The organism is Dyella kyungheensis, assembly GCF_049913195.1.
GTDB lineage: Bacteria > Pseudomonadota > Gammaproteobacteria > Xanthomonadales > Rhodanobacteraceae > Dyella > Dyella kyungheensis.
The window spans coordinates 3,962,256-3,980,378 of sequence record NZ_CP183983.1 but is presented as its reverse complement, the minus strand read 5'-3'; the positions used below and the strand labels follow the sequence as shown (position 1 = coordinate 3,980,378).

At 65.8% G+C, this 18,123-nt stretch carries 17 protein-coding genes and 1 tRNA gene; 10 read left to right on the top strand and 8 right to left on the bottom strand.

Annotated elements, in window-relative coordinates:
- Positions 1 to 10 precede the first annotated feature (10 nt).
- The 6 genes from tolB to ACN9MB_RS18015 all read left to right on the top strand — a co-directional run bounded on the left by tolB (position 11) and on the right by ACN9MB_RS18015 (position 4,635).
- Positions 11 to 1,333: a Tol-Pal system beta propeller repeat protein TolB gene (gene tolB, locus ACN9MB_RS18040; protein ID WP_204637039.1), complete on the top strand. Its 1,323-nt coding sequence runs from the start codon at positions 11 to 13 to the stop codon at positions 1,331 to 1,333.
- Positions 1,334 to 1,584: 251 nt separating this feature from the next.
- A complete protein-coding gene (pal, locus tag ACN9MB_RS18035) occupies positions 1,585 to 2,091 on the top strand; it encodes a peptidoglycan-associated lipoprotein Pal (RefSeq protein ID WP_204637038.1) in 507 nt (168 codons plus the stop codon).
- Complete coding sequence (ybgF, locus tag ACN9MB_RS18030) at positions 2,091 to 2,963, top strand: tol-pal system protein YbgF (RefSeq protein WP_204637037.1); 873 nt, start codon at positions 2,091 to 2,093, stop codon at positions 2,961 to 2,963. The genes pal and ybgF overlap by 1 nt, the downstream gene beginning before the upstream one ends.
- 10 nt (positions 2,964 to 2,973) lie before the next feature.
- A complete protein-coding gene (queE, locus tag ACN9MB_RS18025) occupies positions 2,974 to 3,666 on the top strand; it encodes a 7-carboxy-7-deazaguanine synthase QueE (RefSeq protein WP_426269785.1) in 693 nt (230 codons plus the stop codon).
- A 145-nt stretch (positions 3,667 to 3,811) separates the two neighbouring features.
- Positions 3,812 to 4,498 carry a 7-cyano-7-deazaguanine synthase QueC gene (gene queC / locus ACN9MB_RS18020; protein ID WP_426269784.1) on the top strand — a complete coding sequence of 229 codons (687 nt, stop codon included), beginning with the start codon at positions 3,812 to 3,814 and terminating at the stop codon, positions 4,496 to 4,498.
- Positions 4,499 to 4,559: 61 nt separating this feature from the next.
- Positions 4,560 to 4,635 (top strand) — tRNA-Lys (locus tag ACN9MB_RS18015).
- 63 nt (positions 4,636 to 4,698) lie between these two features.
- Here the strand turns inward: ACN9MB_RS18015 and ACN9MB_RS18010 are convergent.
- Positions 4,699 to 6,141, bottom strand: coding sequence for a sensor histidine kinase (locus ACN9MB_RS18010; RefSeq protein ID WP_426269783.1), 1,443 nt, complete (start codon positions 6,139 to 6,141; stop codon positions 4,699 to 4,701).
- Between the two features lie 349 nt (positions 6,142 to 6,490).
- On the opposite strand from ACN9MB_RS18010, the gene ACN9MB_RS18005 reads away from it, so the two are divergent.
- The gene (locus ACN9MB_RS18005) at positions 6,491 to 7,012 is read left to right on the top strand and encodes a DUF3617 domain-containing protein (protein WP_204637034.1); all 522 of its coding nucleotides are present in this window, start codon (positions 6,491 to 6,493) and stop codon (positions 7,010 to 7,012) included.
- Between the two features lie 9 nt (positions 7,013 to 7,021).
- Here ACN9MB_RS18005 and phnD read toward each other — a convergent pair whose 3' ends face one another.
- A complete protein-coding gene (phnD, locus tag ACN9MB_RS18000; protein WP_426269782.1) occupies positions 7,022 to 8,047 on the bottom strand; it encodes a phosphate/phosphite/phosphonate ABC transporter substrate-binding protein in 1,026 nt (341 codons plus the stop codon).
- Between the two features lie 89 nt (positions 8,048 to 8,136).
- Positions 8,137 to 8,817 (bottom strand): response regulator transcription factor, encoded by a 681-nt coding sequence (locus ACN9MB_RS17995; protein WP_239536012.1) that lies wholly within the window; start codon positions 8,815 to 8,817, stop codon positions 8,137 to 8,139.
- A gap of 547 nt (positions 8,818 to 9,364) precedes the next feature.
- On the opposite strand from ACN9MB_RS17995, the gene ACN9MB_RS17990 reads away from it, so the two are divergent.
- Entirely contained in the window at positions 9,365 to 11,131 is a 1,767-nt protein-coding gene (locus tag ACN9MB_RS17990; RefSeq protein ID WP_426269781.1) for a type VI secretion protein IcmF/TssM N-terminal domain-containing protein, read from the top strand.
- Between the two features lie 5 nt (positions 11,132 to 11,136).
- Here ACN9MB_RS17990 and ACN9MB_RS17985 read toward each other — a convergent pair whose 3' ends face one another.
- The 4 genes from ACN9MB_RS17985 to ACN9MB_RS17970 all read right to left on the bottom strand — a co-directional run bounded on the left by ACN9MB_RS17985 (position 11,137) and on the right by ACN9MB_RS17970 (position 16,284).
- Positions 11,137 to 13,038: an ATP-binding protein gene (locus tag ACN9MB_RS17985; RefSeq protein ID WP_426269780.1), complete on the bottom strand. Its 1,902-nt coding sequence runs from the start codon at positions 13,036 to 13,038 to the stop codon at positions 11,137 to 11,139.
- Between the two features lie 109 nt (positions 13,039 to 13,147).
- On the bottom strand, positions 13,148 to 13,885 hold the full coding sequence (locus ACN9MB_RS17980) for a TVP38/TMEM64 family protein (protein WP_426269779.1): 738 nt from the start codon (positions 13,883 to 13,885) through the stop codon (positions 13,148 to 13,150).
- The gene (locus ACN9MB_RS17975) at positions 13,882 to 14,439 is read right to left on the bottom strand and encodes a nucleoside deaminase (protein ID WP_204637031.1); all 558 of its coding nucleotides are present in this window, start codon (positions 14,437 to 14,439) and stop codon (positions 13,882 to 13,884) included. Before ACN9MB_RS17975 ends, ACN9MB_RS17980 begins: the two co-directional genes overlap by 4 nt.
- A gap of 72 nt (positions 14,440 to 14,511) precedes the next feature.
- The gene (locus ACN9MB_RS17970; protein WP_426269778.1) at positions 14,512 to 16,284 is read right to left on the bottom strand and encodes a glutamine--tRNA ligase/YqeY domain fusion protein; all 1,773 of its coding nucleotides are present in this window, start codon (positions 16,282 to 16,284) and stop codon (positions 14,512 to 14,514) included.
- A gap of 198 nt (positions 16,285 to 16,482) precedes the next feature.
- On the opposite strand from ACN9MB_RS17970, the gene ACN9MB_RS17965 reads away from it, so the two are divergent.
- Positions 16,483 to 16,761: a DUF2007 domain-containing protein gene (locus ACN9MB_RS17965; protein WP_426269777.1), complete on the top strand. Its 279-nt coding sequence runs from the start codon at positions 16,483 to 16,485 to the stop codon at positions 16,759 to 16,761.
- Between the two features lie 74 nt (positions 16,762 to 16,835).
- The gene (locus tag ACN9MB_RS17960) at positions 16,836 to 17,369 is read left to right on the top strand and encodes an adenine phosphoribosyltransferase (protein ID WP_426269776.1); all 534 of its coding nucleotides are present in this window, start codon (positions 16,836 to 16,838) and stop codon (positions 17,367 to 17,369) included.
- Positions 17,370 to 17,523: 154 nt separating this feature from the next.
- Here the strand turns inward: ACN9MB_RS17960 and ACN9MB_RS17955 are convergent, their stop codons facing one another.
- On the bottom strand, positions 17,524 to 18,123 hold the full coding sequence (locus tag ACN9MB_RS17955; protein WP_426269775.1) for a hypothetical protein: 600 nt from the start codon (positions 18,121 to 18,123) through the stop codon (positions 17,524 to 17,526).

Here is an 18,123-nt window from a genome sequence, read left to right as displayed (position 1 = left end):
TGAGAACGCAATGAAAAAGCCATCCCGCTATCTGGCCCTATTGCTTGGACTGCTTGCCCTGCTGTGCGCAGGGCTGGCGTCGGCGCAGACCTCCACCCTCACCGGCACCGTCGAGGGCGTGACGAAATCGGCCACGCCGATCACCGTCGTGCCGTTCGCGCAGGCCGGCGGTGCGCCGTTGTCGACCGACATCGCCGATGTCATCCGCAACGACTTCAACCGCTCCGGCAAATTCCGCTCGCTGGCCAAGAGCGAAATCGTGGAGACGCCGTCCAAGGGCGCGGACATCAACTTCGCCACCTGGCGCCTGCTCAAGCAGGACTACATCACCGTGGGCCGCATCAGCGATGCCGGCGGCGGCATGCTGCGGGTGGAATACGAACTGTGGGATGTGAACCGCCAGCAGAGCCTGCTGGCCCAGGCATTCACCGCCCCGGCCGGCGACCTGCGCGGCGTGGCCCACCAGATTGCCGATGCCATCTACGAGAAGATCACCGGCGTGCGTGGCGCGTTCTGGACGCGCATCGCGTACATCACCTCGGTCGGCCTGGGCAACAACACCACCTATTCGCTGATCGTGGCCGATTCGGACGGCTATAACCCGCAGGTCGTGGCCCGCTCGCGCGAGTCGCTGCTGTCGCCGGCGTGGTCGCCGGATGGCCGCAAGATTGCCTACGTGTCGTTCGAAAGCGGCAATTCGGCCATCTACGTGCAAGACATTACGACCGGTTCGCGTCAGCTCGTGTCGGCTCGCGCGAAGGGCATCAACGGTGCACCGTCCTGGTCGCCGGATGGCAGCAAGCTGGCGCTGGCGCTCTCGTACCAGGGCAACCCCGAGATCTACGTGATGGACGTGGGCTCCCGCTCGGAGACCCGCCTGACCAACAACCTGGCCATCGATACCGAGCCGCGCTGGACGCCGGATGGCCAGAGCATCATCTTCACCTCCGACCGCTCGGGCCGCCCGCAGCTCTACCAGATGTCGGCCAGCGGTGGCGGGGCAGAGCGCATCACTTTCCAGGGCCAGTTCAACGCCAACGCCTCGATCAGCTATGACGGCAAGCAGATCGCGATGGTGCAGGGCAACGGGAACGTGTATCGTATTGCCATTATGGATCGCAGTCTGGGTGGGCAGGTGCGCTTCATCTCGCCGGGTCCAATCGACGAAACCCCGAGTTTCGCGCCCAATGCGAGCATGCTGCTGTACGCCGCTTCGGAAGGTCGACGCGGCGTGCTTTACGCCGTGTCCGCCGACGGCCTGGTTCGTCAGCGACTGGTGCTTGCCGATGGCGACGTTCGCGAACCGGCTTGGGGTCCTTATCGTCAGCGATAAACAGTTCATGCCGTAACGCGTAAGCGTCACGACCATGTGATCACGGCGTGAAGTCCTTGGACGACACGCCGGGGTCAAGCAGCTTGCCAGCCGCGGCCTTGCGTCGCGGTCGGTGGGCGAGGCAGTGCGAGACAGCGCACGGCCGGCAGCAAAAATGTCAAAATAACAGCCGGTTCACCGGCGAAAACTGTCCCGTAACCGCAATCATTATTGACTGTCGGAACTCAAACCTGTTTGAAGGAACGTCCACCATGAATAAGACCGTTCGCGTCGCCCTGGTCGCCCTGCTCTGCGTTGGCGCGGCCGCATGCTCGAAGAAGCAGGAAGTCAAGCCGCAGCCGCAGCCGGAAGCGCCGATGACCACCCCGGCTCCGTCGACCGCTGGCAAGTACACCCCGGCCGATCTCGATACCGACGCCTGCCTCCGTCAGCGCGTTGTGTACTTCGATTTCGACAAGGACGAAATCAAGCCTGAGTTCCAGCAGATCATGGCTTGCCACGCCAAGTACCTGCAGGATCGCCCGATGGCGCAGATCCGTCTCGAAGGCAACACCGACGAGCGCGGCACGCGCGAGTACAACCTCGGCCTGGGCGAGCGTCGCGGCAATGCCGTGTCCAGCGCGCTGCAGTCGAACGGTGGCTCGGCCAGCCAGCTCAACGTGATCTCGTACGGCAAGGAAAAGCCGGTGTGCCGTGAGCACAACGAAGATTGCTGGAGCAAGAACCGTCGCGTCGAGATCGTCTACACGGCGAAGTAATGAAGAAGACACTGGCTAACAGCTTCACGGCCAGGATGGGCATGGCGGGCGCAATCGCGTCCGCCATGCTTTTTGTCATCCCGGCACAGGCCCAGGATTCACGGCTCAGCCTCGCCGACCGCGTATCGCGGCTCGAACAGCAGGCGCAGGGCCAGAATCAGGGAACCGCCCTGGTCAACCAGGTGCAGGCGCTGCAGTCCCAATTGCAGCAGATGCAGGGCCAGATCGAGGAACTGCAGCACCAGCTGCAGGAAGCCAACGACAAGAACAAAGCGCAAGCCTCGGATTTCGATTCGCGCCTGGGCCACCTCGAAAGCGGTGCCGGTGCAGCGGGTGCAAATGCGGGGAATGCCAATCCCAACGTGCCGCCTCCGGCCGCCAACGTCGCGCCGCCGGTGCCGCCTGTTGCGCCGCAACCGGCCGCAGCAGCCAAGCCGGCAGCAGCCGCGGCTGCGGCAGGCAAGGGCGCCGCGGCGACCAATGCCACCGCGCAGGCCGCCTATGACGATGCCTTCAAGTCGCTGCGTGCCGGCGACTACGTGAAGTCCTCGCGCGACTTCCGCAATTTCATCCAGCAGTACCCGGACAGCCCGCTGCTGCCGAACGCGTTCTACTGGCTGGGCGAGTCGTACTACGCCACCAGCAATTACCAGGTGGCGATGGAAGCGTTCCAGCATCTGCTGACCCAGTTTCCGCAGAGCGAGAAAGTGCCCGACGCCATGCTCAAGGTCGGCTACAGCCAGATCGAGCTCAAGCAGGTCGACGCCGGCAAGAGCACGCTGAAGAACGTCAGCGCGAAGTACCCCGGCTCCAAGGCGGCCGGTCTGGCGCAGGAGCGCCTGCGCCGCCTGCAGGCCCAGCCGGCCAACTGAGGACGTGGTTGTGACTGGCAGTAGCACGAGCGTGGCTTCCACCACCTCGACCCAGGCGGCCGCTGAGCGCCTGCGCATCACCGAGATCTTCCACTCGATTCAAGGCGAGGCCGATGCCATCGGCTGGCGCACGGTGTTCGTGCGATTGACCGGTTGCCCGCTGCGCTGCGTGTGGTGCGACACCGAGTATTCCTTCTACGGCGGCGACTGGCGCGAGATCGATGACATCGTGGCCGAAGTCGCCTCGCATGGCGCCAAACATGTCTGCGTCACCGGCGGCGAACCGCTGGCGCAGAAGCGTTGCCTGATCCTGCTGACGCGCCTGTGCGACGCGGGCCACGACGTATCGCTGGAAACCTCCGGCGCGCTGGACGTGTCGACGGTCGATCCGCGCGTGCGCAAGGTGATGGACCTCAAGGCGCCCGACTCGGGCGAAGCCAAGCGCAACCTGTGGTCGAACATCGAGCATCTGCTGCCGCACGATCAGGTCAAGATCGTCATCGCCAGTCGCGCCGATTACGAATGGGCGCGCGATACGGTGGCCGAACATCGCCTCACCGCGCGCTGCATGGTGCTGTTCTCGCCGGTGCACGGCGCCATCAAGCCGCGCGAGCTGGCCGAATGGATCATCGAGGACAAGCTGGACGTGCGTTTCCAGTTGCAGCTGCACAAGCTGCTGTGGAACGACGAGCCAGGACATTGATGGGGTGAGTGCCGAGGCATGCGAGGCGCCTTCGTTGCGCTGCGCTGCTCGCCGCCCGCTTCATGCGTTTCGCGCTTCGGCCTGTGTTGCCGCTGGCGCTCTCTCGGCCGGATCACCGGCCTGAACCTGCAGTGGATCTCATCCCATGTCTCAAACAACTCCCCGCAAGGCCGTCGTGCTCGTGTCCGGCGGCATGGATTCGGCGGTCACCATTGCCATCGCGCGCGAGCAGGGCTATCAGGTGCACGCGCTGAGCGTGGCCTACGGCCAGCGCCACAGCGCGGAACTGGCGGCTTCCGAGCGCGTGTCGCACCTTCTGGGCGCGGTCGAGCACAAGACGGTCCAGGTGGATCTGCGCACGATCGGCGGCTCCGCACTGACCGCCGACATCGACGTGCCGCTCGACCAGACCGGCGAGCAGGGCATTCCGGTCACCTACGTGCCAGCGCGCAACACCATCATGTTGTCGATCGCGCTGGGCTGGGCCGAAGTGCTCGGTTCCACCGATATCTGGTGCGGCGTGAATGCGGTGGATTATTCGGGCTATCCGGATTGCCGCCCGGCCTTCATCGAGGCGTTCGAGCAGTTGGCGAACGTGGCGACCAAGGCCGGCGTGGAAGGCGCGGGCATCCGCATCCACGCGCCGCTGATGCGCATGAGCAAGGCCGACATCGCCCGCGAAGGCCAGCGCCTGGGCGTGGATTTCGCCGAGACCGTGAGTTGCTACCAGGCCGACGCCGAGGGTCGCGCCTGCGGCCATTGCGACGCCTGCCACCTGCGCGCCCAGGGCTTCAGCATTGCCGGCCTGCCGGATCCGACCCGTTACGCCTGAACGGGCTTGCTTGTGCCTGGGGCGCTCAGCCCATAAAATATTGGGCTGGCTTTTGACGCGTGGGTCGTTAGCTCAGTCGGTAGAGCAGTAGACTTTTAATCTATTGGTCCCGAGTTCGAATCTCGGACGACCCACCAAAAGTATCGGAGACCCGCGGCGACGCGGGTCTTTTTTTGCCTGCGATACGAGGAGCTCGGAGGTCAGCTCGCCTGGCGCCAAGCCGGAGCGGCCGGCTTCTGTGCGCTGGAGCTGGAGTGGCGTTCCATCTGCGGCATGCGCGGCAGATCGAACCAGAACGTGCTGCCGCGGCCCGGTTCCGAACGCAGGCCGATGCGCGTGCCGAGCAGGCGGGCGAGGCGTTCGGCGATGGCCAGGCCCAAGCCGTAGCCGCCGCGGCGTTCGCTTTCGCTGGCCTGCAACTGCACGAATTCCTCGAAGATGCGCTGCTGGTGGATCACGGCGATACCGGGGCCGTTGTCGCGCACTTCGATGCGGATGGCCTGGCCGCGACGACGCGCCGCGATCAGCACGCGTCCTTCCGGCGCATTGGCGATGGCGTTGCTGGCCAGCTGATAGAGCAGGCTGGCGGCGACGTCGGCGTCGCCGTGCAACTGATGATGGCTGCCACGCCAGGCCAGCGTCACTTGCTGTTGTACGGCCTCGTGGTTGAGCGACGTGCGATCGCGCATGAACAGTTCGGCGGCGGTGAAACCGATGGGTTTCACGGCGATCACGCCGGCATCGAGGCGCGAGATTTCCAGCAACGCGTCGAGCAGGCGCGTCATCGACGCAATGCTGTGACGCATCTGCCGGAACAGCGACTGCTGCTCTTCGCTCGCATTCTGGTCGAGGCCGGCGGCGAACAGTTCCAGCGCCTGCAGCGGCTGGCGGAAGTGATGGCTGACCAACGCGATGAACTGCGATTTGCTGCGCGTGGCCGCCTGGCTCTGACGCAGGCGGTCGAGTGCCTCGACCGCGTTGTCGTGCTGCATCGTGCTCCAGTCGCGGCGTTGCGCTTCGTGCAGTTCGGAGAGGCGCTGCAATGTCTTGCGCAGTTCGAGGAATTCGCTGCTGACCGGCGTCTCGTCGATCTGCGGATGGCGGGCGTTGACCAGCTCATGCACGGCATAGCGAACCTGAGAGAGCGGTTCGAGCACGCGATGACGGATCGACACGCGCGCCAGCCAGGCCAGCACCAGGATGCCGGTGGCACACAAGGCGCCCAGCAGCCAGACCATCGCCTGCGCCTTGCGCAGGGAATGGGTGTCCACTTCCATGCTCACCCACGACGACATCGTGCCTTGCGGGCGCACTTCGTTGCGGTAGGTGGCACCGGTATCGGTCGGGGCCGCGCCACTGCTCCAGAGGCGACCGTCGGAGCCGTGCAGTTCCACCCGCAGCACCTGGTCCGCCTTGCCTTCCTGCAGGGTGCGATCGAGGGCCGCTTGCGGCGAGACGCCTTCCGTGCTGCCGAGTTCGCCGGCCAGCCGCGCCAGGCGCAGGCTGGCGGTCGCGTCGGCGCGTTCGGCCAGGCTATGGGTCTGCTGCAGGCAAAGCGCCAGGATCAGGGCGAGGGCCGCGATCGTGCTGGGCAAAACCACATCGATGAACAGGCGGGGCAGCAGGTGCGCGCGCGGCTCCATGCGTCAGGCCTCCCGCTCGCAGCGGCACGTCGACGGCGGGCAAGCATGCCGCCATCGAGGCCTTGGACGAACGCAGTGGCAGGTTGACGGCATTACGCAGGATCCCGGCAAACAGGAAGCAAAAGGGTTCTCGGGCGCATCACCACGCGTAATCGCCCTGGTTGGCACTCTAAAGAATCCAAACGGCCCCTTCGATACACAGTTCGATCTAGCGCGAGGCGCCATAGTGCAAACGGTCTATGGGCCGAATTTGTGACGTGGTGCGCTGCGCAACGGTTCAGCATGACGCGGGGCGATTTTGGGGTTACCTTGCCACCCGACGCCCACCCCGGGCGAAATGGAGAACCCCATGTCCTCACGTTGTCGCTGGTTGCTCGCTGTTTCCCTGTTGAGTGTGGCCGGTGCGGCCCTGGCGCAGGATATTCCCGCCAATATGCCCAAGCGCAAGCCGGGGCTGTGGGAAATGCAGACCTCCGGCATGGGTGGCCAGGCGCAGACGACCAAGATCTGCCTCGATGCCGACACCGATACCGCGATGTACAAGATGGGCACGCACATGAGCGGCCAGATGTGCAGCACGTTCAAGATCGACGTGCAGGGCAACAAGGTCGTCACCGACGCCGTGTGCAAGATCAACGCGCCCAGCGGCGCGGTCAACATGAGCAGCCACAGCGAAACGACGTATGAAGGCGATACGGCGTATTCCACCCAGGGCCACATCAAGTACGACCCGGCGATCATGGGTCACGCCGACATGGCGATGACCAGCACCGGCAAGTGGGTCGGCCAGTGCGCCGCCGGCCAGAAGCCGGGCGACATGGTCATGCCCAACGGCCAGACCTTCAACATCAAGGACATGCCGGGGCACTAACGCCTTGGATCAAGGAGTGCTGGGCGCCATCAGCTGGCGCACCAGCGCTTCGTGCTCGGCATCGATCTTCTTCAGGCGGGCCTGCATGGCCGCATCGCTCACCCATTGCGCGCTATAGGCGCGGCGGCGGTCGAGGTTGAATTCGATATCGGCGAACGGCACCAGGGTTTCGTTGCCGGCAGGCGCGAAACCGCTGATGTCGTGGATGAGATGCAGCTTGCCCACTTCGGCCTGCGTGTTCTTGCCCTTGGCATAGGAGGTGAGCGCCGCGGCCACGCGCTGGCGCAGCTCGGCCGGCAGATCGGTGCGGATCACCACCACGGCGTGGGGAATCAGGCTGGACGTCCATAGCACGCGCAGGCGTGCGTACTGGTCGGGAAACCGTTCGGCGAAGCGCTCCATGTCGGCGGTGTTGTTGGAGGCGACGTCGGCTTCGTTGTTGGCCACCGCCAATGCGTTGTTCTGATGGTTGTCCACCATGACATTGGCGAAGAACGTGTCCGAGTCCAGCCGGCGGTTGGCAAACACCTGCGTCTCGGGCACCAGGTAACCGGACACCGAGAGCACCTCGCCGCGCGCATAGCGCAGCTTGCCGGGCTGGCGAAACAGGTCTTCCAGATTGCGGATGGGCGAATCCTTGGCCACCAGCAGCACCGAGTAATACCCGCGTGAACCGTTGCTGCGGGTAAGCTGCGCGATCACCTGCATGCGATCGTGCACGACCGCGTCGAGCGCGAGCCGGCCGGAGACGAAGGCGAAGTCCACGCGCTCTTCGGCCATCGCCTGGCCCAGCCCTTCATAGGTACTGACCGAGAGACTGTGAATGGGTAGGTGCAGCGTGCGGCTCAGGTCGTCCAGCATGGGACGCCAGGCGGCCAGCGACTCGGAAGGACCGCCAATGGGCAGGATGCCGAAGGTCAACGCATTGATGTGTCCGCTGTCCTGCGGCGGGTCCGCCCAGGCGGCCGAGGTGCCCGCCAGGGTGAGCAGCAGGACGAGCAGCAGCAGGGCATGGCGCAGCAGGCGGCAGGGCATCGGTCGGGGTCCGGCGAGGGTCTCGGCAGATGCGTCCGGAGCGAGCGACATAGGCGGGCGTGGCTGCCGTGAGATGAAGCGCGCGGCGATCAGAGGCCGCTGATGCGGCGCGAGGCCACCACGGCCTCGACGCGGTTGCGAACGTTCAGGGCGCGGAAGATCGCGGCGAGATGGATCTTCACCGTGCCCTCGCTGATGCCCAGATCGCGGGCGATCAGCTTGTTCGGCTTGCCTTGGGAGAGCAGCCGCAGCACATCGATCTGGCGTTCGGTGAGCAGTTTGCGCAACCGCTCTTCCAGCGAATCGGCGCCCGGTGTCATCTGCGCCGCGGACGCCGGCGGCGGCGTGGGCACCGCGCCATCCACGCGTTCCTGCAGCAGCAACGGCGGCACGTAGACGCCGCCCGCCAGCACCAGGCGCACGGCGGAAAGCATCACGTCGGGGGAATACGCCTTCGGAATGAAACCCTGCACGCCCATGGCCAGCAGGCTTTTCATCAGCGCGCCATCTTCCGAGCCCGACAGGACCATCACGGGAACATGGGGCAGGTGTTCGATGACTTCCGCCAGGTGCTCGCTGCCTTGCACGCCGGGCATGGCCAGGTCGATCAGCGCGAGCGACAGCGACGGCGCCTCCGGCGCATGGATGGCCTCGCGCAGTTCGGCCATGTCCATGGCCATCACAAATTCCGTATTTGGCCCAAGCTCGGCCAGCTTGAGCTTGACACCTTCGACGATCAGCCGATGGTCGTCCGCGATCAATATGCGCATCTCATTCCCCATGGCGCTGTACGGTAATCCCATCACCGCACGTCCGCTTATGCAACATAGCCCCACCCCGTTCGCGCGGCAACCTCGACGTGCGTACGAACGGCATAGCCTCAACGGGATATGGCTGTCGTGGACGCCAACCGCGAAGATTCCACCGCGATAGGGGAATCGCTCATCGATGCCGTGACTGGGTGAAACGGAGCGAGTCGGATCGTGCAGAAGCTTGGCGCGATCCACACCGGACACCGAGAGAACGGCAACTTGATGAAAGTCACGCGTAGCGTCACCGGCCCCACCGAGCCCGCCACGTGCTGCAGCCAGCCTCCCCTGATCCCGTTGGAACCCCCGGCATGCGGGTAGTCCTACCCGCGTCCGCCGGTTCGCCATGGATGGCCCTCTTGCCTGGCGACAGGCTCATTTCCAGTGCTTCGGACTGGGCGCCGCCTCAGGCACGCCCGGATCGGCACGGCGGCGACTATCGTCGTAGACTTCGGCGCTCATCCCCGGCCAGCGCGGCATGCTGTTCCGGCGGGGGCGATAGAGCGACATGCAACAGGTTCTGACGGCGATAGGTGCCATGCGGCTGCTGGAGTGTTTTGCGCCTTTGTTCGCATATGGCCTGCTGATTGACGAGCAGGCCGCCAGCCAGAATCTTTCCGACGACGAGCTGCCGTCCGTGCACGCTCGCGCGTTGGCGCTGGTGGAACAAAGCCGGGGCGCTGCGTTTTCGCGGGGCAGGGCGCTGGCCGAGGTGGAGCTGGCGGCGTTTGCCGTCACCGCGTGGTTTGACGAAGTGGTCAGCCGCCACGGCGGTTGGCGCGGCCCGATGAGCCCCTTGCAGCAGACCCTGTTCCGCACCAGCGACGCGGACACCGAGTTCTTCGACCAGTTGGGCCGGCTTGGCAGCAGCGACGACGAAGTGCGCGAAGTGTTCAGCATGGCCTTGCTGCTGGGCTTCGCCGGTCAGTATTACTACGAGCAGGGCGATACCGGGGAGCTGGGGCGCATCAAGGCCTTGTACTGCCCGGCCAGCACGGCAGCGCCGGCGGTGCTGCAGGCCTTGCAGCGCGAATCGGTGACACCCCAGCCGTACATGGTGCCGGGCCTGCCCGTGCTGCGCCTGCCGGTGACCTGGATGGGCCGCCGCCTCGCCCAACTGGTGGCGGCGGTGCTGGTGCTGCTGGTGTTCGTGGCCTTCGTGGCGCCGGTATTCAGTCATGCCCTATCCGAGCAGGCCTGGTTTGCCAGCGGCATCATCGTGGCGGTGCTGGGCGTGATCGGCTGGACCGGCGTGCTGGCATGGCAATCGCTGGTGATGATGCGCGCGCATACGCGCGTGGCCGACAGCACGGACGCCGGCTACGGCATCGGCAGCTTCTCGGCCGCGGTGAAGGATGCCGCGCGCCGCCTGCGCGGCGCGATCCTGCATCCGTTCCGGCGTCGCGGCCAATGGCGACAACTGTCCCGTCACCCGTGGCTGCTGTTCATGGGCGACAGCGCCGCGGACGTGCGTTCCTTGTTGCAGGCCGCCGCATCCGCGCCGCATGCGCGCGAGCTGACGCGTGCGAACGATACGCGCCCATGGCACTGGTGGGTGTTCCGCTCACTGGTGGCCATCGAGCCCGGCCCGCGACTTGCCCATCCGCATGCCAGCATCGGCGACGTCGAGGCGCCGTGGTCCAAGGCGCTGGCCCTGCTGGCGACCGAACGCCGCAAACTTCCGCTGGACGGCATGGTGATCTGCATTGCCGCCCAGAGCCTGCGCGAGCCGGACAACGCGGTGGCGATGCATGCGGATCGCCTGCATCGCCTGGCCGAAGAAGCCACCCGTCGGCTGCAGCTGCAGTTGCCGGTGTACGTGGTGGTCACCGGTCTCGAAGCATTGCCGGGACACGCCGCGTTCCGTTCCACGTTGCCTGCATCGGTGTTTCGCCGCGTGTTGGGCTGGCGCCGTCCGGTCGTGATCGAAGATGGCGCGCTCGATGCGCGCGTGGAAGCCCAGGCCGATGCAGTGAGCGAGCGGCTGCTGGCCACCGCGCAGGCGGTGCTGGCGATCGAACGCGATCCGCGCCGCCGGCGCGAGGCGTTCGCCTTCCTGCAATCGTTGTACGGGCTGGAGCGCGGACTGCGCAGCTTCCTCGAACGTCTCCACGCGAACGAGGCGCATGCCGAGCGGCGCCTGCACTGGCAGGGTGTGTATGTCACCGGCGGTTCGCGCAACGACGCGCCGAGCGGCGACTTCGTCGACGACCTGTTCAACCGCTTCCTGCCGGCCGACCGGGTGCTGGCGCGTCGCGTCGCACCGAAAGACTGAATGCCCTAGACGGTGGTGACGCGCGAGGCGCTCCAGGCCACCATCAGCGCTTCGCGCAATTGTTCCGGCGATACCGGCTTGTACAGCACGGGAATGCGTGCGGCCATGATTTCGCGTAGGCGGTCGCTGCGGGTTTCGCCGGTGATCAGCAGGCGGGAGAACGGCGGGTTGCCGTCGATCTGGTAATGCGCATCCAGCGCGGCCAGCACGTCGAGGCCGCTTTCGCCATCGCGCAGGCGCAGATCGGAAATCACGATGTCCGGCGGCACGTTCCATTCCTCGGCCGCCTGCAGGGCCTGGATGCGATCTTCGGCCACTGCCACTTCGCAGCCCCAACTCTTCAGCAGATAGCGGATGCCCGAGAGAATCGCCGGTTCGTCGTCGATTACCAGCACGCGCATGCCCGAGACATCCGGCGAGACGTCCTCGCCGCTGGCCACGGGAATATGCTGCGCGGGTACTTCCGGCAGATGGAAGCTGAAGACGCTGCCACGACCGGGTTTGGACTTCAGTTCCACCTGGGTATCGAGCAGCTCGGCCAGGCGTTGCACGGTGGCCAGGCCCAGGCCCAGGCCGCGACGACGGCCGACGTCGTGTTCGTTGGCATGCGTTTCGACGCGGTAGAACTCGTCGAACACGCGCACCTGGTGTTCCTGCGCGATGCCGCTGCCGGTATCCCACACATCCACGCGCACCGTGCCGTCCGCGCGATGGCGGGCCACCACCAGCACGCCGCCGCGGCTGGTGTAGCGCAGCGCATTGCTGACGAGGTTGTTGAGGATGCGCGACAGCATGGTGCGGTCGCTGCGCACCCACAGGTTGGTGGCGCGCATGATCAGGCGCAGGCCGTGCTGCTCGGCGATCATGCGGAAGTTGCGGCTCACTTCCTGGAATACGTGATCGAGCGGGAACTCGGCGATTTCGATCTGCATCGCTCCGGTTTCCAGGCGCGACAGGTCGAGCAGTTCGCTGAACAGATGGTCCAGCGCTTCCACGCATTCCTGGATGTGCGCGATCCGGTCCAGCCGCACCGGATCGCGTTCGTCCTCGGCCAGCGCGGAAGAGAACAGCGTGAGCGCATACAACGGCTGGCGCAGGTCGTGCGAAGCGGCGGCGAGGAAGCGTGCCTTGGCGACGCTGGCCGCTTCGAGCGCGGCGTTCTTGCGGGCCAGCTCCACCGTGGCATGTTCGATTTCGCGTTCCATGCCGCGTTGCACGTCGAACAGCGCCATCGCCGCGCTATTGAAGCCGCGTTGCAGTTCGCCGATTTCGGTCTGGTCGGTGACCTCCACTTCCACGTGGCGATCGCCGCGTCCCAGTTGATGCACGGCGTCGACCAGCCGGCGCAGCGGGGCGCTGATCCAGCGCGCGGCCTGCCACGCGATGATCGCGGCCACGAACAGGCTGATTACCAGGGCCACCAGCGCATGGCGAAGACTGGCCTGCTGCATGGCGATCGCATCGCGCAGGCTCACGTCCACCATCACCGAGCCCAGCACGGGTTGCCCCGGCCGCTCGCTGTCGATGACGTCGCGCACCACGGTGAGGCTTTCGTTGTTGTCGGCGCCGCTGCGGCCCAGGCTGTCGGCCAGGATTTCGCCGTCGGCCGCGCGGATCTGCACGCGGGCCACGTGCGGCAGGTCGCTGATCGACTCGGCGATGCGCACCAGCTCGCGGCGCTGCATGTCGCGCAAGGGCGCCGCGGTGACCGAGGCGGCCTGCGTCGCGATGGCTTCGGCGGTGTTCTGCGCCATCCCGCGCAGCGTCATCAATTGCTGCGGCGCCAGCATGGCCACCAGCAGGGTGGCCGTCACCAGCGTGGGAATCAGCGTCACCAGCGCAAGCCGCTGCATCAGCGACGTACGACGCCACCATTGCACCGTCCGGGAGTTGACCCCTGCGCCCATTTGATCCCCTTGCACGCCGTATGCGTCAGGCGAAGTCAGCCTAGCGCGATTCTCCAGGGCAGGCAGCATGCCGACCGGTGTAGCAAATGGCCTAGGGCGGTTGTAAGACTTAACCCGGCGGATGGCTCGGCTTGGCCGCCGGGGTAGCCTTGTGGCGCCGGCTGGTGAAGCGTTCGACCAACAGCGGGAGCAGGGCCAGCACGGCGATGGCGGTCAGCGGCATCCAGACGCCGCGCTGCATCAGCAGTTCCGGGCCGAAATGGCCGTGGCTCTGTGCCAACGCTTCGCCCAGGCCGGCGCCTATCGACGTCTCGAAGATCAGGGAGACGGTGCCACCGAGCCAGCTGGCGCCCATGAACAGCCACAGCGGACAGCGCAGCCAGGCCAGCGCCACTGTGACCAGGCCGAACGGCGCCACCGGCACGAAGCGCAGGAACATGGTGTAGGCGACCGGGTGGCGCTCGAAGCCGTGGTGCAGTTTGTCCACCAGCTTCGGCGGATGCTTGCTGCCCGCGCCGAACGCATAGCGGCTGGCCAGGAACAGGATCAGCGTGCCCAGGGTGAGCCCGATCGACGAATAGAGGGTGCCTTCCACCGCGCCGAAGGCAAAGCCGCCGGCCATGATGATGATCACCGTGCCCGGGATGCCGGTGGACATGGCCAGCGTGAGCAGCCCGATGTAGGTGATGCGGCTAAGCCAGGGCGCGATGTCGATCTCGCTGCGCAGCTGGTCCTGGTGCTGCACCAGTTGTTCCGGATGCAGCCGATCCATCAGCCCGGAACTGAACAAGGCGATGCCGGCGATCACCAGCAGCAACAGCGGAAGCGCGGCGCGCAGGCGGCTCAATAGTGCTGTCCGCTCTGGCCGTAGCTCGCCAGCACGCTGCGCGCCTGGTCGCGAAGGATGTCGCGGCGCACGGCGATGCCGCGCTTCTCCAACTCGCCGATCCAGTCGGCCGGCAGCGGACCTTCGTCGAACTCGGTGAGTTCTTCCACGTCTTCGGAACGGGCGCCGATCAGCAGCTCGTCCACGCCTGCCCACACGGTGGCGCCGTAGCACTGGCAACACGGCTGGGCGCTGGTCGCGAGGGTATAGCGGCCGCCATCGGCGTTGAGCCGGAACGCGGCGAGGCGTTGCTGCGCGCTCATGTACGCCATCATTTCCGCATGCGCCACGGAACAGGTCTGCGGCACCACGCGATTGACGCCGACCGACACCACGCGCCCTTGCCCGTCGAACACCGCCGCACCGAACGGGCCGCCATGGCTGCGCTCGATGTTGAGGCGAGAGAGTTCGATGGCCAGGGCCACACGTTCCTCGTCGGTGAGGTAGCGCTTCTGTGTGTCGACCACTTCGTCGATCCACGGCGGAAGAGTCAGGTGAATCTGTTGACGCAGCATGCAACGTTCCTTGTGACGATTGAGCCTATTTCATGCCTCCCCGCAGCATGGGGGAGCATCGACGCGGCTCGATCAACCGGCTTGTTTCGCCCATGCGTCACGCAGCGTGACGGTACGGTTGAAAACAGGTTTGTCCGATGTGTGATCCACGCGGTCGGCGACGAAGTAACCGAGACGTTCGAACTGGAAACGCTGTTCCGGATCGACCTTCGCCGCGGCGGGTTCCAGCCACGCTGTCACCACGCGCTTGGCTTCCGGGTTGATGTGTTCGATCCAGGTCTTGCCATCGGTTTCATCGTCCGGATCCGCCACGTTGAACAAGCGGTCGTAGACGCGCACTTCGGTGGCGACGCCGTGTCTGGCGCTCACCCAGTGAATGGTGCCCTTCACCTTGCGGTCGGCGCCCGGCATGCCCTGGCGCGATTCCAAGTCGAGCGAGCAACGCAGCTCGATGAGGTTGCCGCCGGCATCCTTCACCAGCTCGTCGCATTTGACGATGCCCACGCCACGCAGGCGCACTTCGCCCTCGGGCTTGAGGCGATGGAAACCCTTGGGCGGCACTTCGGCAAAGTCTTCGCGCTCGATCCACAGCTCGCGCGAGAACGGTACCTGGCGCGTACCGAAGCTCTCGTCCTTCGGATGGTTGGAGAAGGTGAGCTGTTCTTCGTGGCCTTCCGGCAGATTGGTGATCACCAATTTGAGCGGATCGAGCACGGCCATGCGGCGGGCGGCGGTGGCGTCGAGATCCTCACGGATGCAGTTCTCGAGGATCGAGTAGTCGATGATGCTGTTCTGCTTGCTCACGCCCAGGCGTTCGATCAGCAGGCGCAGGCCGCCCGGCGTGAAGCCGCGACGACGCAGGCCGCGCAGCGTGTTCATGCGCGGATCGTCCCAGCCGTCCACCAGGTTCTCGGTCACCAACTGGGCGAGCTTGCGCTTGCTGGTGATGGAGTAGGTGAGGTTGAGGCGCGAGAACTCGATCTGTCGCGGCTTGGCCGGCTCGGTACGGAAACCGCCTTCGCGCAGGTGCTGCCACAGCTCCGGATGGTTGACCAGGTCCACCTTGTCGACGAACCAGTCGTACAGCGGGCGATGGTCTTCGAACTCCAGCGTGCACAGCGAATGGGTGATGCCTTCCAGCGCATCGGACAGGCAATGCGCGTAGTCGTACATCGGGTAGATCGGCCACGCATCGCCGGTGTTCTGGTGCGCCACCTTGCGGATGCGATAGATCGCCGGGTCGCGCATGTTCATGTTGCCCGACGTCATGTCGATCTTCGCGCGCAGCGTTTTGGCACCGTCGGCGAATTCGCCGGCGCGCATGCGCTGGAACAGGTCGAGGTTTTCTTCCACGCTGCGCTCGCGGAACGGCGAGTTGCGGCCCGGCTCGGTGAGCGTGCCGCGATAGGCGCGCATGTCTTCCGGGCTGAGGTCGTCCACATAGGCCACGCCATCCTTGATCAGCTTGATGGCCGAGTCGTAGAACACCTCGAAGTAATCGGAGGCGTGGCGCAGGTCGTGCCACTCGTAGCCCAGCCAGCGCACGTCGTCCTTGATGCCTTCGACGAACTCCGGGTCTTCCTTGCCGGGGTTGGTGTCGTCCAGGCGCAGGTTGCACCAGCCGGTGAATTCCTTGGCGATGCCGAAATTCAGGCAGATCGCCTTGGCGTGGCCGATGTGCAGGTAGCCGTTGGGCTCGGGCGGGAAGCGCGTGCGGATGGCGTGATGCTTACCGGTGGCCAGGTCCTCGCGGATGATCTGGCGGATGAAGTCGCGTTGACCCTCGGCCTGCGGGGCAGCAGCGGCGGAGGCAGTGGGTTCAACGGCGGCGTTTTCGGTAGACATCGGGAATCGAGGCTCGGTCGCGGTGGCGGAAACGGTGAAGTTTACCCTGTCCGGTAGATGGGGGTGTTTGGCTGTTTTTCAGCCGCTGGCGGGGGCGGGGAACCGGCGCCGATCATCAGGGAATCGCCCGCTTCACCCCCGCAACACGCCTGTAACGGGAACTTGCCCGAATACCGCCACAGGGGTAGCGTGGGTCCCATGCGCATTGCCTATCGAGCTGAAACCCTGATCGACGCCCATCTGGTGAAGGATGCGCTGGAGCGTGCCGACATCCCGGCATTCGTCTCCGGCGAGTACCTGACCGGGGCCGTGGGGCAGTTGCCCGCACTGGATTACGTGGCCGTGCTGGTCCCGGAAACCAGCCTGCCGGCTGCCGAAGCCGTGGTCCGCGAGGTCGAGCGGGACCTGCAGGAAGCCCGCCTGGCCATCAGCGAGGCCGATGAAGATCCGGACGCGCCGCTGCCTGCGTTCAGCTGACCGGCGCACCGGCCGGTTTCCCGTGTCGCGGTATCCTGCGTAGTGGCCACCCGGCCTCGCAGGAGTTACAGACCATGGATGCCACGCTGCAACAGATCCAGTCGCTGATTCGCGCCGTACCGGACTTTCCCAAGCCGGGCGTGATGTTCCGCGACATCACGCCGCTGCTGGCCGATGCCGGCGGCTTTGCCCGTTGCATCGATGCGCTGGCCGAACCCTGGCAGGGCAGCGGCGTGCAGGCGGTGTGCGGGATCGAATCGCGTGGGTTTATTTTCGGCGCAGCGCTGGCGCAGAAGCTGCACGCCGGTTTCGTGCCGCTGCGCAAACCCAACAAGCTGCCGCCGCCGGTGGTATCGGTGGATTACCAGCTCGAATACGGGGTGGATCGCCTGGAAGCGCGCAACGATGCTCTGCGTCCCGGCGAACGCGTGCTGCTGGTCGATGACGTGCTCGCCACGGGCGGCACCGTGGCCGCGGCGCGCGCACTGGTGCTGAAGCTCGGTGGGCAGCTGGTGGGGGCGAGCGTGGTGATCGAACTCGCTGCGTTGCAGGGGCGCGAGCGGTGGCAGGATGAGAGTGCGCCGTTGAAGGCGTTGTTGCGGTACTGAGGCGAGGTTGGCCGGCACTCGGGATCAGCAGGCGCTTTTTGTGGGAGCGCGCTTGCGCGCGACAACCTGACGGAGCGGTATCGACATCACGTTGCTGTCGCGCACAAGTGCGCTCCCACAGTGGTGTCGCCAGATTGTGAGTGCGCGGCCGTACTCACGGCACAGCCGCTTCCACACTCTCCACATAAACCAGCTCGCACGCCCCATCGCCGGTATCGTCGCGCGACATCGACGTGCGCCAGCGCCAGCCGTTGGCGCGGCTGGCGTCCACCAGAAAACCCTGCAGATGGATCACCTCGCCGGCACGCACGCGCTCCAGTTCGCGCCGGGCGGTGTCGTCGGCGGGAATCATGTGCATGTTGGCGCTGGACTGTTCGATCTCGCGTCGCGGTATCGGGAAGTGATCGACGTGCCAGTGATAGAAGCGGTTGCCCTGGCCGATCTCGATCTGCGACAGCACCTGGCTGTCGGACATGCGCCCCCAACCCAGTGCGAGATCGATCGGCGCCAGCGCCGCGCCGGCGTCGAAACGATAGTCCTCGCGCGACAGCACGCGCGCGGTGAGCTCGAAGCGCGCGCGAGTGACCAGGGTGACATCGTCGCGCTGCAGCGTGGTGCCATCGCCCAGATCGATCTGCGTCGGCACGTCCGTCGCCAGCATGCCGGGTGCGTGGACGATGGCGCGGTGGCGCCACCAGTTCACGCCGCCGAGCAGCGCGATCAGCAGCAGGCCGACCAGGATGAAACGCTGCAT